Source organism: Hymenobacter busanensis, assembly GCF_008727865.1.
Lineage (GTDB): Bacteria > Bacteroidota > Bacteroidia > Cytophagales > Hymenobacteraceae > Solirubrum > Solirubrum busanense.
This window is the reverse complement of record NZ_VTWU01000007.1, coordinates 284,824-296,890: the sequence shown is the minus strand read 5'-3', so window position 1 is coordinate 296,890 and position 12,067 is coordinate 284,824. Positions and strand designations below refer to the sequence as shown.

Here is a 12,067-nt window from a genome sequence, read left to right as displayed (position 1 = left end):
TTCGCACCTGTAACTTCACCAGCGATTATTGCCTTGAATATTGCAACGGTTACATCAAGATCGGCGACTTACTCCTGAGTGATTAGTCGAAGACTTGTATTGCAATAAAGTTTTGTCAAACAAATTGTTTTACAGTAAACCACGCCAGTTATATGGGATCAATGATTACTCTTAGAGTGAATGGGTTGCAACTCGATTGGGGTAAGAACCATGGATATAGAGACTATTCCAATTTGTTTCTTCCATCTGACAGAAAGAAGGTCCCCTATAGTTATGCTGACGAAGTTGAGGAACACAAACTTGCAAGCGCATGCAAATTAAAGGACGTTAAAGCCCGACTTGACTTAATTGGTTATTCGCTTGCAAAGCTCGAATCTATATATGAAGTAAATCTGAGATACATTTATGGCGCTGATATTAAAGTAGAACCCAAGGTGTTATTCGACTGGCTTAGCCAGGTTAATATAAATAATTATAAGTATCAAGGCTATATCGAATATGAAATGGGTAATTTTCTTTACCAAGAATTAATTAATTATGAACCATTTATAAAACATTGCGAGAATAATGCTTTAACTGAATTTGATGTTGTGTATTTCTGCGATTTACTTGACCCCCTTGTCTTACTTCGTTTATTCGCAGAAAATGATAAGAATCAAGATATATGGCTTGAATGGCACACTGCTGATTTGATTGAGGGCGGCTGGGCTACAGAATCAGAATTGACGGGCGGCGTTGCAAAAGAAGGTAAATTCCTTATTGTTACGGAGGGCAACACGGATACTTTCATTATCAAAAAAGCAATGGAGATGACAAGGCCCGATGTAGCTGGCTTCTTCACTTTCATTGACATGGAAGATGGATACCCATTTACGGGTAGCGGGAATTTATTCAGATTTTGTCAAGGGCTGGTGAGTATAGGCATTCAAAATAAAGTACTGGTAATCTTTGACAATGATATAGAAGGCAATGATAAATACAATAAAATTGCTGCAATGAAACTACCAACTCAGATGAAAGTAATGAAACTGCCCCACTTAGTAGAATTCACAAGCTTTACCACGGTAGGGCCTATCGGTGAATCTGTAGAAAATATTAATGGAAAGGCAGTTGCGATTGAATGCTTCTTGGATTTACAATACAAAATGCGGCAAATACCAAAAGTCAGATGGACAAATTACGTAAAAGAGTGTAATTGTTATCACGGTTCGCTTGAAAATAAGGAGGATTATATTAGAAAGTTTAAACATATTAAATCCATAGATGATAAATATAATTTCTCCAAATTAAGCCTATTGATAGATGCGATTTGCAAGGCCTGCTCATGATTAAAACCACCAATTCCCCCCTGAGGAATGACCTAAATTTTCAACAATGCTTTATTAGTAAAATTTATTCTACCTTGGTGCAGTAGTGAGCCACACATTTCGTTGTCGCTTTTTGCATAAGATTGTATTAGTTACTCCTACTGTTCTTGTTGTTCAAATATTTTTTTGCCTTTTGATAATTTTTATCACTTTTCTCTAGCTCATCCGCCAGGTATTCGGCATCTTTTATTGCTTGCTCTAAGTAAATTAAATTATTGATACGTTCTAAGATTCTATCTCTACTGCGTTCCCAATCTGGATTTGTCGTGTGGCTAGGCTGCTTAAACAATTCCTCAACTCTGTCAGCTAATGCGTTTAATTCAAGTTTGTCGTTAATCATAAGACCTTGGGTATGAGGCAGCACACCTTTTATATCACTAAACTTAAAAGGGGGAATGACAATCGGAATGTGTTCTTTAGAGAGTGCCCAGGCAGCCCCCATTTCAGCTAAGCAAACTGGACTTGCGTAAAAGTTAGGTGAGAATACAAATAAAACTAATACATCATCGTTTATTCGCTCCTTTAATTCACTTAAGAAATTAGAGCCGAGTGGGATTCCGTAACCCTTGACTGATGTACAAAATACTTGGTCTCTGTGTAAGCCAATAAGCTTAAGTAGGTCAATTAGTTCTTCAACGTAATTCACATCCTTTGAAGCATGGCTTACAAACACCCGTTTGACTTTAGAATAAGATGTAGACAATGCAGCAGGGCTTTGACTTACTTGAATATGCCCTTTTTCATCATTCAAGTCTACCAAATAACCCTTGATGGCACCTTTGACGATATTTAGCCCATAGTTTGCAGCTGTTACTCTTCGCTTTTTATAATCTTCTTCTGTTTCACCTGGCAGCTGAAATGCACTATGAGGGATGAATTTAATTGACTTAAAGTGCTTAGTTTGAAAGGCTTCTTCGCCAAACACAGCATTAAAGACACTAGTTGTATAAGTTTGCCAAGCTTTAAAATCACTATTCCCTATGGTTTTGCCGTTTAGTTCGGCAGCCATATCAAGTACTCTTTCTAACCGTTTGATTTTTAATTCAATATTCATTTGGATGCTTGTTGATACGCCAAGACTAAGATACCATACTTCCTGTACTCAGAACATATAAACTCATAAGCATTGAATAAAAAAAGGCTTCAGAACCAATCCAGAGGGCTTTTGTAGCTCATTTGGCGGCTGCTTCGGCTTCTGCATGAGCTTCTGCCTTGTCGCCGAGCAGACCATCGGCCTCCAACTGCTTCTTGAGCGCCTCGTACGCTGCGAGGTCCTTCTGCCGCTTCTTGTTGTGCGCCTCGTTAGTCAGCTCCTGCATGAAGGGCTCAAGGTTGTTGGTGAGCACATCGAGTGCGGTCTTAATAATACGCTGGTTGCTCACGTTGACGCCGATGGTGTCCTTGACGTGGGCCTTGAAGGCGTTGAGGCGGTCGAGGTCCTCCTTGTCAACGGTCGTCTGCGAGTAGTTGCGCTCACGCTTGGCAGCGCTGGTGGGCTGGCCATCGAGTTGCAGCGTAACAGCAGCTTCGGCAGCAGCCTCGGCTACTTCAGCGACAGGTGCCTTTTCTAGGCTGAGTGCAAATTCCGGTGCATCTACCTGCGCAGCTGCGCTTTGCTGCGACTGGGCGGCTTGAACTTGGACGGTAGCGTTTTACTATACCATAGTAGTAAGTGGTTGGGGATTGTTGTTTGGTGTACTGCCTAGGCCGCAGTACCGAACGACACCACTGCGGCACTTGCGGTCTTTTTTATGTGCAAAATTGCGTAGTTGTAAAAGGGCATAATACACTGCTTATAAGGAGTCCGGCCCGACTGGTAAGCGAAATAGCTTACCAGTCGGGCCGGACTCTATAGAGCATACGTTTGGCACGTCCGTGCGAGTTTAATAGCTTGCATCATTGTATCCGACCAAGTTTCCGCTCTTTTATGTCAAACTACGCCTTGCTAATCTTCAACGCTGCCTTTGCGTTTGTTTTGTTCATGCTGGCTATGTACCAAGCATTCTTTAAGTCTTACTTTACCGAAAAGGGTAAGAACGTAGCAACTCAAGAAGACATTGCTGGAATTACGCAACAAGTAGAAGCAGTCAAAAATGAGTTTAGTAAGGATCTAGAACAACTGCGCACTGATTTGCAATACAAAAATCAGATGCGTATTTCTTTACGTGGTGAAGAGAAAAAAGCTATAGTCGAATGTTTCGAGGCTATGGAAGTTCTAAGGCATTTCAGTAGTGTAAAGTACTTGGGATATGATGAAGATAATTATGAGGAAATCATGTCTACAATAAAAAAGCTTGATGATTATTATACTAATTATAAAATTGCTGAAGCAAAAACGAAGTTGTATGTAGGTAACTCTGACTTAGTTGAGATGTTGCTTAATGCTGGCGAAGCGATATTTAAACAATATAGGCTTGCTGGCTCACATTATTTAAAATACAGAAGCGAATTGGCTTTATATAAAATTAAAATTGGCAATGAGAAGGATTTAGAACAAATGAAGCAGTTAATGGGGGAGCATGAGCGAGCTATATCGGCGCTCATGGATACGCAAGGCGAAGAGCATCGTCCAATATGGGCTGACGCTTCAGATAAAATATTAGCCTTTAGAAAGGCGGCATATCAACATCTTTTGAGTATGGAAGCAGCTGTTTCACAGAGATCCAGATAGTTGCTTTACCCGTTTCAGTAAGCGCAATACACCAGTGGATGTGAACTGCTTGCCCATGCAGGTCACGTAGCCACTTTGGTTCAGTTCGTCGGCTATCTGTTGCAGCAGGTGGCGCTTTCGGTTAACGGTTCTCGAATGTATCGAAAGCATACCCATATCATTCACCAAGCTACCTCCTGCTTACCATGTCGCATTGGTCCCGCATTGAAGTCGAGGCAATTGTCAGGACGTACTTTGACATGCTCAACAAAGAACTGCATGGTGAGCGGGTCAACAAGAAAGAAGCAAATCGCCAGTTAAATCGAATACTGACTGGACGAACGTTGGCTTCTATCGAATTCAAGCATGCCAACATGAGCGCTGTGCTTTTGGACCTTGGCTTCCCGTACGTTGATGGGTACAAGCCACGCAGCAATTACCAAGAGCTGCTACGGGAGGTAGTAGAAGCACACCTAGCACTTGATAAGTCCCTGCTGGTTACTGTGAAGAACCTCGTGGAGCAACCGGCACTTGTAGCGGCTACGGATGTTGATTTAGAACTCGCCTTCGTACCTGCGCCACAACGACAACCGAGTACTTTTCATAGAACTGGCCGGGGGGAACGAGTCAATCGGCCTCGCTTGGGAGTAAACTACTTGGAAAGGGAAGCAAACAATGCTTCCCTAGGAAAGGCGGGTGAGGAGTTTGTATTGGAAGTAGAGCATGCCCGTTTATGGAAGGCTGGACACCGCAGTTTAGCCGAACGCATCGAACACGTTTCACAAACGCAAGGCGATGGGCTGGGCTACGATGTGCTCTCTTTTGAGATATCGGGCAAGGAAAGGCCCATCGAGGTGAAAACAACTCGCTTTGGTCCTTTAACGCCCTTTTATGCCTCTAATAATGAGGTAAACGTTTCTCGCCTGCTCGATAATTACCAGCTCTACCGAGTTTTCAATTATGGTAAAGGCCCTAAGGTCTTTGTATTGCCAGGTCTCCTTGACCAATCCTGCACATTGGAACCCACCCACTACCGTGCGTTAGTTGGTTGAGGTCTTACCAAAGAAGTTGGACCAGATCGCCTGCTTATGGACGGAGTACGTTCTCGCAGGCGTCTTCAACAGCGAGAACTCAATGCCATGAGCGTTGCAATAGCGCTGGATTTCCTCGACCCGTACTTTCATGTGCGGAATACCACCCAGCGTTTTCCTGGTAAAGCAGACCCGCTTGATATGTTGCAATTGCTCTAATTGAGCAATGACATCATTCCACGCAGGTTTTTTACTGTCCAGGTAGATGTCGTCATAATTAGCTTCCTGCCCAGCTTCTACTTCGACTCGGGCAATCAAATCGATAAAATCAATCTTGTGCGTGCGGATGAAATTGATCTTGTCTGCGACGGCCCGGCCCTTTAGATCTTCGCTCCCGTATGCAGCGGGCAGCAAGCGCCACAGGAAATTCCGGCTTCGCCCGTAAAAGAAATCCGCCTCGTTCTCTGCCGTTTCTGGATTGAATGTTCCGACAATTAAGGTCTCGGTGTCCGGGTGTATGCTGTGGGACAAGAACCGGTGGTTGATGATGGGCATTGGGAAAAGTAAACGGAGATGATACTAGCAATTCCCTTGAGCCAAGGGAGCAACACATGTGCTGTCTTAGTCACGGGCCATCCTATGCTTCAATTCATCGACAGTAAGGGGCGGATTCTGTCTGTGCAGCATGGCATGACAGTTCGGGCAAACAGGCACCAGGTCCTTGACAGGGTCCACTTGGTAAGGCTGCCCAGCCGTTGAGATCATGGTCCGGTGATGCACATGAATGAACTTGTGCCCAAGGCTACCATAGGTTTTCTCAAAATCGAATTCACAGGCAGCACATGCGTAGCCATAGTGTTCCAGACAGAGGTTCCTAGCGTAGGTATTGCGCTCATACCGGGTTTGCACCGTCTCAATGGCAGCACCCTCGTACAATTGCGAACCATGCTGCGAAGCGTCGGCAAACGGAGGGAACCGAAGTTGCTGCGTGGTGAGGAAGTGAAACCACTCCTCTTCCAGTTCCTGGGCTGCTTCCGGCAGGATTGGCACTCCTGAAGACATGGGTGTCCACTGCTGTTTGGCTAGGGCACCCGTATCGAGGAATTCCAAGGTTAAGATGGAGTCCCGCCCAGGGTTGAGCAACACGTCGAACTCAATAACCACCTTCCAGATTTCCCGGTCTTCCCCGTTCCAGTGAGGCGCAGTAAAGGGCTCGGACACGACCTTACCCGAGGCCATGATCCCCCGGGGTGTGGAACCCAACCGAACCAAGAATACCCGATCGCCAGGCCTGATCCTGCGGTGGCTGACGCAGCTCCAAACCTGGGTTGACTTTCCGGTCTTTTGCCACTCTTCTACCTGCTGCTCCAAGTCTGCCCACTGCCATTTAGCAGGGTTCCAGGCAAATAAATACGCCGGTCGACTGATAGGTAAACTGATGTTTCGAAGCAGGCCACACTCGGCCAAAGCGGCTTCCAACTCCGGCTTCAATCGGTAGAGAAAATATACTCCTTCGTAACGGCCGGTGAAGAATAAGTCCCAATACCTTTTGGTGCCGTTGGTCCTTTTGCTTTGCTGAATGTCGTACTTCTGCAGTATTCGCCGGCCCAAGCCCAGTATCTTGTTTTGCACATCGTTCTTGCCCCGCCACCCCAGCAACCGAGCCAATTCCGTTGCGGAGGCCTCCCGAGCTGCCAGTGCGTGCAGCGTTTGGAAAATCAGTACTTCGTCCTTCCGCACCAACTTATCATTCTGTAGGATCTCGACGAAGGTGGCCGTGCTAATGTGAGGACCGGAGGGCATGGGAGTTCCGATTGAGGTTAGGCAACGGGTGAAAACTAAAAACCAAGTGTATTTTACCCTGTGCAATTGAAGGGCAAACCTATGGGTAAGTACCTATACACTTGATAGACCGATATGAAATTCAGCGAGGCAGAATACTGGAACGGGATCATCCTCTATGGCCTGAATGCGGCAACGTACAAGATAGCGCTAGGCAAAACCCTGCTGGACCTCACCCAACGCAACCAGCAGGTGGTTACCTGGGATGCCCTTTCGCAAGCTTATCTGGACAACTACCTCAGCCGGCTTGCAGCTGCTCAAGCGATGCCGCAGCAGTCCAACCCGGCCCGGCTCACCATCATGGAGCGAATCGTCAGGGAGTACCAGCTTGGGAAGCTCACGTACGCCCAGGCTGTGGAGGAAGTCGGGCTGCGGGCCTTTCACGATGTCATACCCCGGTTTCAGACCATTGGCACCGACAGGGAAATCGTGCAGGGTAAATTTTACAACGCTGATTTCGGCCGTTCGCTAAACCTCACCGAGGCCTTGTTTCGGGTGGCCGACGGCGAAGTAGCAAACCTGCAAAGCCAACTGGACAGCCGATGGGGGCTGCTGGAGGGTGCCTTTCAGATTTCTCACGACCACTCACAACTCGCCAACGACCTGCGGGGCATCTACCTGTTAAACGGCTACCACCGAACCAACCTGACGGCTAACATTCCTTTCTTGGAAGGCTACCAAGCCAACACCTGCTTCTACTGCGGCGAACCCATGGCTGCAGGCGGGGTCCACGTTGACCATGTCCTGCCCAGGCAAGTACTGCACCACGACGAGATCTGGAACCTGGTGCTTGCCCATCAGGACTGTAATCTCAGCAAGAGCGATAGGCTCGTCGGGGAGCACTTCATCCAGAAGCTGATTGCCCGCAACGAGAACATCATGGGCAGCAACCACCCCTGGAAAGGAAAGATAGAAAGAGAGCTCGGCTCTTCCCCCGCTCAACGTGCCAAGAGTCTGCGAAAGCACTACGACAACGCAAAGGAGATCTTGGGGGCTTATTATTGGGGGGGCGCTGCCGGTTACAACCCGGAGGCTGATTCTTTCTATCGCAAACTCATCACCCGCCTGAACAACAAGAAGGGCGCATTTTGAATAGGGCTAAAGAAATGACCAATACCAACTGATCATATGAAGCACTTGCAAGAGGAATTTTACGCCGTATTCGATAACAAACGTGTAAGTCGCCACGATTCCTTTGAACTGGCACGGAATGCTGCTGTAGCGTATGTTTTGAAGGCATACATCACCCACGGCACCAAGAATACTTGTGGGCAGAACTGGGCTCAGCACTTTGAGGTCTTCGACTTGGCCGGTAAGGCAACAGGCTTTGGGAACAGCAAATGGACAACTGGGGCCCATTGGGGAAGTGCGACGAACTACTTTCCTGATCGGATTTATTTTGACCTGATAGACCCTAGAGGAATAGTGCGGCAACTGCATACAGAACCCGCCAATATCAGCGCCTCCAATACGGTGTACCTGATAAGCAAAGCCCTCACGCAGGTTTCAAAATTTGATAGCTGGGAGGCGTACGATTTGACGCACGAGAACCTTCAGCTGAAAGAAAGAATAGCCAAGCTTACTGAGGAGAACAAGCGGCTCAAAGCGTTGCTGGCCTAAACTCCCCGACGCAACCAGTATTTGCTTTACCCTTGTCGCACATGGAAAAGCCCTCGGTTTTCTTTTCAATTAGCCCGGACAACCACATTATAACTACTGATCACTTTTTTGTGATCAGGGATGGATACCCGGTTAGCCCCGGGCATTCTCTAATTATCACCAAGCAACTGCGCAGGGATTATTTCGAGCTTAGCGAAGAAGAACTACAGGAGTTGCCCGCCGTAATCAAGATGGTAAAAGCGAACATCGAAGAAAGCCACCGCCCCGACGGCTACAACTTGGGAATGAACTGCGGGCAAGCTGCTGGGCAGACGGTTTTCCACTTCCACTGCCATGTCATTCCTCGTTATTTGGGGGACATGGAAAGTCCTAGGGGTGGGGTACGGCACTGTGTAGCCGGGAAAGGCGATTATTAGAGGGAAGCACGTAAGCCTTGCCCTTGCAAACAGATGTAGCCTCAGCCTCCGCCCTGATGCTGCGAACAAGCCACTTGTCACCGCCTTCGTAAAAGCTCTTACCCAACAACAAGAAACCGCCTGTTTGCGGATAGTATTCGCCCATCCTAGGGAGCCAAGCAAGACCGGAAAGAGTAGAAAGCTAGGCCGCCCAGCTTTCTACTCTTTCCGGTCTTGCTCATGACCTAGCTAGGATCATTAACCTCAGCACTTGACAGGACACGCTCTGCGTCTGCAACGTACTCGTTCAATACCAATTCCAGACGTTTCAATACCTGCACAAATCCAGCAAGGTCAAAGTTACCGTCGCCACCATCGGCAAAAGCGTTTTTGACAACGGCCAGCGTAGACGTGTCGCCTGTTCTGTACTTGTCTGGTTTCACAAGGGTAAGCTCGTGCTTCACTGCGTATGGCTGCAACTCCGCAACAATCCGGTAAAGCGTATCAATAGTGGGCTCCCAGTCGCCAATCTTGACAACCACTTTGATGCCGCTATCAAATCTATTCTCGATCTGGATGTAGAGGCTATAGTCGTTGGTTTCTGCCCAGTTGTACCAGAAACCCAAAAATCCCCCCGTGGGGTTGGATACATACCCCCAATCGCTCCATTTACCTAACTGCTCTTGCAATTGTAGGTAAAACCCCTCTGCTGCTCTCCAATCGGAAATGATATTCTGAATGGTGCTGTAAGTCTGGGTTTGGTTTTCGATGGTTGCGAGATATTCGACGAAATCGACGAATATCTCGTTGTTAACGCCCTTGGCCTGTAACACGCCCAAGATGGCCTTCCGGCCGATTACAGTATAGCCCTTGTCCGTTATTTTCTTCAAGGTTGTAAGGCTTTCGTTGCCGGTCTTCAAGTAGATGAAAACAAGCTTAAAACCAGTTTCCTTGTAGTGTTCTTCAGCAGCTCTCTTGTACTTCTCCAGTTGCTCGGAATGCTCACCGGTTGTCGTCTTGTCTTCGATGGCAATGAAATATTCCCCATTGACTTCCGCCCATACATCGATGTTCTTCCACTGCCGCCCCGCTTGGACTTGGTTCACAATGTAGTCGCTGGACTCGCCCAGAAGAAGCTGGACAAAAGCTTTGGCTACTTGGTGAAGCTGTTGATCGAATGAGGCTGCACTTTGGTCGGCCCATTGCAACAGCCAGGTGAAAAAGGCATCCTGAGACAGCTCTTTGGTGGCAAGGCTGAAGAGATTTGGTTTGGTGTTCATGGGAATGACAGGTAAATACAGCTTAAGCCAAAACAGAATTGGCGAGTTGATACAGGCGCTCGACTCGCTCCGTTTTAGCCTTTTCGATCTCGTTCACAAAAGCGATTACAGCTTCTCTTTTCAGTCCTTTGGTTTCAAAACCAATGCGGGTTCCGCCATCCGAGGTGATACTGACGATGTGCCTTCTGGTAGACAAATAGGCTACGATTAGTACGAGGCCTAATACAATTGCCAGCACACCAAACAGCTGGATAGTCCCCCCTGCAAACAGGGCCATGCCTCCCAGGATAGCGAAAAGCGAGCCGATAACCCACAGTCCGGGTTGACTTTCATAGCGAACCTCGCACGAGCTGACCTTATCCAGCATCATCGAAACGAGGCGAGAGTGGCTGGAGTTAGCTGCGCTGTACCGTAGCCGGTGCGTTGTCAGCACGACAACGTTGTTCGGTGTGTGCCTGATTAATTCTTCACCGTCAAGTAAAAAGTTTTCCATGCAAGCGGGTTAATGAGTGTCTAGCGAATCCACTACACCAGCGCCTGGGCAAGCATCTTGAGTTCTAGAGGGCAGGTTCAATGTGCGACTCAAGCTGATCGAGTAGCCAAGCTGTCGTAGAACTGGCTAGTTGTTAATGCGCCGGGAGCGGGGTAACAATGTACAGTACTTCCCGACTGGAAACCAAGGAAAAATAAACGCCTACTTCCGACTCATGGGCTGCTGCCCTTACGGCAGAGCTGATGTAGGATCAAATCGGCTCCTGTATCGCATTCTGTCCTCTAAGCAAGCAGAAAGGCTAGTCCAGGCATCCGGGCTCAACAGACGAGCCGAAATGCGTGCTTAATAGTGTTTTAACCGGCTCAGAGCGATTCAGCAGCTCTAAACCGAGCGAGAAGTAACTCGACTAGAAACTTAACAAGCACAAAAAAGCCCTGTAAGTACTTGACTTACAGGGCGTTCTGTGATTCCGCTGGGATTCGAACCCAGGACCCGTACATTAAAAGTGTACTGCTCTACCAGCTGAGCTACAGAATCATTTCCTTTGCGATTCAGCGACTAGTTGTTGTTGAATTGCGGGTACAAAAGTAGCGGGCTGAAGCATTGATGCCAAACTTTAGACAGAAAAAAATCACGTTTTTTTTAGCGCTACTAGCGTTTTTTACTCAAATTGCTCAAGCTCAAGAAACTAGCAAAGCACTGCTTCGAGCAGATTCTTTGACTACACACGGACAAGCTGAGCGGGCTTACCCCCTTTACCGGAAGATCCTCAAACACCAGCAAGCAAGCCCGCGGATGTTATTGCGAATGGCTGCTACCCAAGAAAGCCACAACCGTAGTGCTTCGGCGCTGTACTACTTAAGCCTATACCAAGCCCGCTACCCCACTTGGGCTGTGTGGCGCAAAATGGTCGAGATGGCGCAAAACCGTCAGTTGACAGGCTATCCGAGCACTTGGCAGCAGCAGTTGATGGTTTCGGTGAGGCGCTATTACCCGGTTGTGCTACAAAGCCTGCTCACCGTGGCCGTGGTAGTGGGCATGCTATTGCTATTGCGGCAACGCCGGGTGGGGCGTGGTTGGTGGGTGGTATATGGTTGCTACCTGCTGCTGGTGGGAGCATTTATGGAGTTGCTGGCTCCGCCGACTGCAGGCTTGGTTTGCCAACCTCATGCAGCACTTATGGCAGCCCCGAGCGCTGCTAGCGACTGGCTGACTACCGTAGCCAGCGGGGACCGGCTCTTGGTAAGAGGCAAGCGCGACATCTGGTACCAAGTGGTGTGGCGCGGCCGCATGGCCTACATCCGTCAGCACGATTTGCTGCTGGTCCAGTAATAGCCTTCCATGAGCCTGATGCCACTGAAGCCCATTAGGCTGGCTCAGTATCCAGCA

General features: G+C 47.9%; 13 protein-coding genes and 1 tRNA gene. 8 read left to right on the top strand and 6 right to left on the bottom strand.

The genetic code is table 11. The features are described 5' to 3' along the window. Positions 1–152: 152 nt before the first annotated feature. Complete coding sequence (locus tag F0P96_RS18555) at positions 153–1,328, top strand: HEPN/Toprim-associated domain-containing protein (RefSeq protein ID WP_151080465.1); 1,176 nt, start codon at positions 153–155, stop codon at positions 1,326–1,328. 127 nt (positions 1,329–1,455) lie between these two features. On the opposite strand, the gene F0P96_RS18550 is transcribed toward F0P96_RS18555, so the two are convergent. Beyond that, the gene (locus F0P96_RS18550; RefSeq protein WP_151080464.1) at positions 1,456–2,421 is read right to left on the bottom strand and encodes a toll/interleukin-1 receptor domain-containing protein; all 966 of its coding nucleotides are present in this window, start codon (positions 2,419–2,421) and stop codon (positions 1,456–1,458) included. Positions 2,422–2,566: 145 nt separating this feature from the next. Here F0P96_RS18550 and F0P96_RS21090 point away from each other — a divergent pair, with 145 nt between their 5' ends. The 3 genes from F0P96_RS21090 to F0P96_RS18535 all read left to right on the top strand — a co-directional run bounded on the left by F0P96_RS21090 (position 2,567) and on the right by F0P96_RS18535 (position 5,069). Next, positions 2,567–2,938: a hypothetical protein gene (locus F0P96_RS21090; protein ID WP_160619860.1), complete on the top strand. Its 372-nt coding sequence runs from the start codon at positions 2,567–2,569 to the stop codon at positions 2,936–2,938. A gap of 356 nt (positions 2,939–3,294) precedes the next feature. Continuing rightward, positions 3,295–4,038 (top strand): hypothetical protein, encoded by a 744-nt coding sequence (locus F0P96_RS18540; RefSeq protein WP_151080462.1) that lies wholly within the window; start codon positions 3,295–3,297, stop codon positions 4,036–4,038. Between the two features lie 185 nt (positions 4,039–4,223). Continuing rightward, positions 4,224–5,069, top strand: a complete 846-nt coding sequence (locus F0P96_RS18535) for a protein NO VEIN domain-containing protein (protein WP_151080461.1) — start codon at positions 4,224–4,226, stop codon at positions 5,067–5,069. Here F0P96_RS18535 and F0P96_RS18530 read toward each other — a convergent pair. After that, the gene (locus F0P96_RS18530; protein ID WP_151080460.1) at positions 5,058–5,603 is read right to left on the bottom strand and encodes a uracil-DNA glycosylase family protein; all 546 of its coding nucleotides are present in this window, start codon (positions 5,601–5,603) and stop codon (positions 5,058–5,060) included. The two genes, F0P96_RS18535 and F0P96_RS18530, sit on opposite strands and share 12 nt — an antisense overlap. Positions 5,604–5,669: 66 nt before the next feature. Beyond that, positions 5,670–6,851, bottom strand: a complete 1,182-nt coding sequence (locus F0P96_RS18525; protein WP_151080459.1) for an EVE domain-containing protein — start codon at positions 6,849–6,851, stop codon at positions 5,670–5,672. A 114-nt stretch (positions 6,852–6,965) separates the two neighbouring features. Here F0P96_RS18525 and F0P96_RS18520 point away from each other — a divergent pair, with 114 nt between their 5' ends. The 3 genes from F0P96_RS18520 to F0P96_RS18510 are packed head-to-tail and all read left to right on the top strand — an operon-like array spanning position 6,966 to position 8,926. Further along, on the top strand, positions 6,966–7,982 hold the full coding sequence (locus F0P96_RS18520) for an HNH endonuclease (RefSeq protein WP_151080458.1): 1,017 nt from the start codon (positions 6,966–6,968) through the stop codon (positions 7,980–7,982). Between the two features lie 36 nt (positions 7,983–8,018). After that, a complete protein-coding gene (locus F0P96_RS18515) occupies positions 8,019–8,510 on the top strand; it encodes a hypothetical protein (protein ID WP_151080457.1) in 492 nt (163 codons plus the stop codon). Between the two features lie 41 nt (positions 8,511–8,551). Then, positions 8,552–8,926 carry an HIT family protein gene (locus tag F0P96_RS18510; protein ID WP_151080456.1) on the top strand — a complete coding sequence of 125 codons (375 nt, stop codon included), beginning with the start codon at positions 8,552–8,554 and terminating at the stop codon, positions 8,924–8,926. A gap of 224 nt (positions 8,927–9,150) precedes the next feature. Here F0P96_RS18510 and F0P96_RS18505 read toward each other — a convergent pair whose 3' ends face one another. From F0P96_RS18505 to F0P96_RS18495, 3 genes are all read right to left on the bottom strand, one after another. Further along, the gene (locus tag F0P96_RS18505) at positions 9,151–10,185 is read right to left on the bottom strand and encodes a PD-(D/E)XK nuclease family protein (protein WP_151080455.1); all 1,035 of its coding nucleotides are present in this window, start codon (positions 10,183–10,185) and stop codon (positions 9,151–9,153) included. Positions 10,186–10,207: 22 nt separating this feature from the next. Further along, positions 10,208–10,678: a hypothetical protein gene (locus F0P96_RS18500; RefSeq protein WP_151080454.1), complete on the bottom strand. Its 471-nt coding sequence runs from the start codon at positions 10,676–10,678 to the stop codon at positions 10,208–10,210. Between the two features lie 464 nt (positions 10,679–11,142). Then, positions 11,143–11,215, bottom strand: a tRNA-Lys gene (locus tag F0P96_RS18495). 270 nt (positions 11,216–11,485) lie between these two features. On the opposite strand from F0P96_RS18495, the gene F0P96_RS18490 reads away from it, so the two are divergent. Then, positions 11,486–12,010, top strand: a complete 525-nt coding sequence (locus F0P96_RS18490) for a hypothetical protein (RefSeq protein WP_151080453.1) — start codon at positions 11,486–11,488, stop codon at positions 12,008–12,010. The last annotated feature ends 57 nt before the right edge of the window (positions 12,011–12,067 follow it).

Excerpts from the sequence above, each read along its gene's own strand:
- F0P96_RS18500 (WP_151080454.1), bottom strand. The coding sequence starts at position 10,678 with ATGGAAAACTTTTTACTTGACGGTGAAGAATTAATCAGGCACACACCG.
- F0P96_RS18510 (WP_151080456.1), top strand. The coding sequence starts at position 8,552 with ATGGAAAAGCCCTCGGTTTTCTTTTCAATTAGCCCGGACAACCACATT.
- F0P96_RS18535 (WP_151080461.1), top strand. The coding sequence starts at position 4,224 with ATGTCGCATTGGTCCCGCATTGAAGTCGAGGCAATTGTCAGGACGTAC.
- F0P96_RS18505 (WP_151080455.1), bottom strand. The coding sequence starts at position 10,185 with ATGAACACCAAACCAAATCTCTTCAGCCTTGCCACCAAAGAGCTGTCT.
- F0P96_RS18515 (WP_151080457.1), top strand. The coding sequence starts at position 8,019 with ATGAAGCACTTGCAAGAGGAATTTTACGCCGTATTCGATAACAAACGT.
- F0P96_RS18540 (WP_151080462.1), top strand. The coding sequence starts at position 3,295 with ATGTCAAACTACGCCTTGCTAATCTTCAACGCTGCCTTTGCGTTTGTT.
- F0P96_RS18525 (WP_151080459.1), bottom strand. The coding sequence starts at position 6,851 with ATGCCCTCCGGTCCTCACATTAGCACGGCCACCTTCGTCGAGATCCTA.
- F0P96_RS18490 (WP_151080453.1), top strand. The coding sequence starts at position 11,486 with ATGGCTGCTACCCAAGAAAGCCACAACCGTAGTGCTTCGGCGCTGTAC.
- F0P96_RS18555 (WP_151080465.1), top strand. The coding sequence starts at position 153 with ATGGGATCAATGATTACTCTTAGAGTGAATGGGTTGCAACTCGATTGG.
- F0P96_RS18520 (WP_151080458.1), top strand. The coding sequence starts at position 6,966 with ATGAAATTCAGCGAGGCAGAATACTGGAACGGGATCATCCTCTATGGC.
- F0P96_RS18530 (WP_151080460.1), bottom strand. The coding sequence starts at position 5,603 with ATGCCCATCATCAACCACCGGTTCTTGTCCCACAGCATACACCCGGAC.
- F0P96_RS18550 (WP_151080464.1), bottom strand. The coding sequence starts at position 2,421 with ATGAATATTGAATTAAAAATCAAACGGTTAGAAAGAGTACTTGATATG.
- F0P96_RS21090 (WP_160619860.1), top strand. The coding sequence starts at position 2,567 with ATGAGCTTCTGCCTTGTCGCCGAGCAGACCATCGGCCTCCAACTGCTT.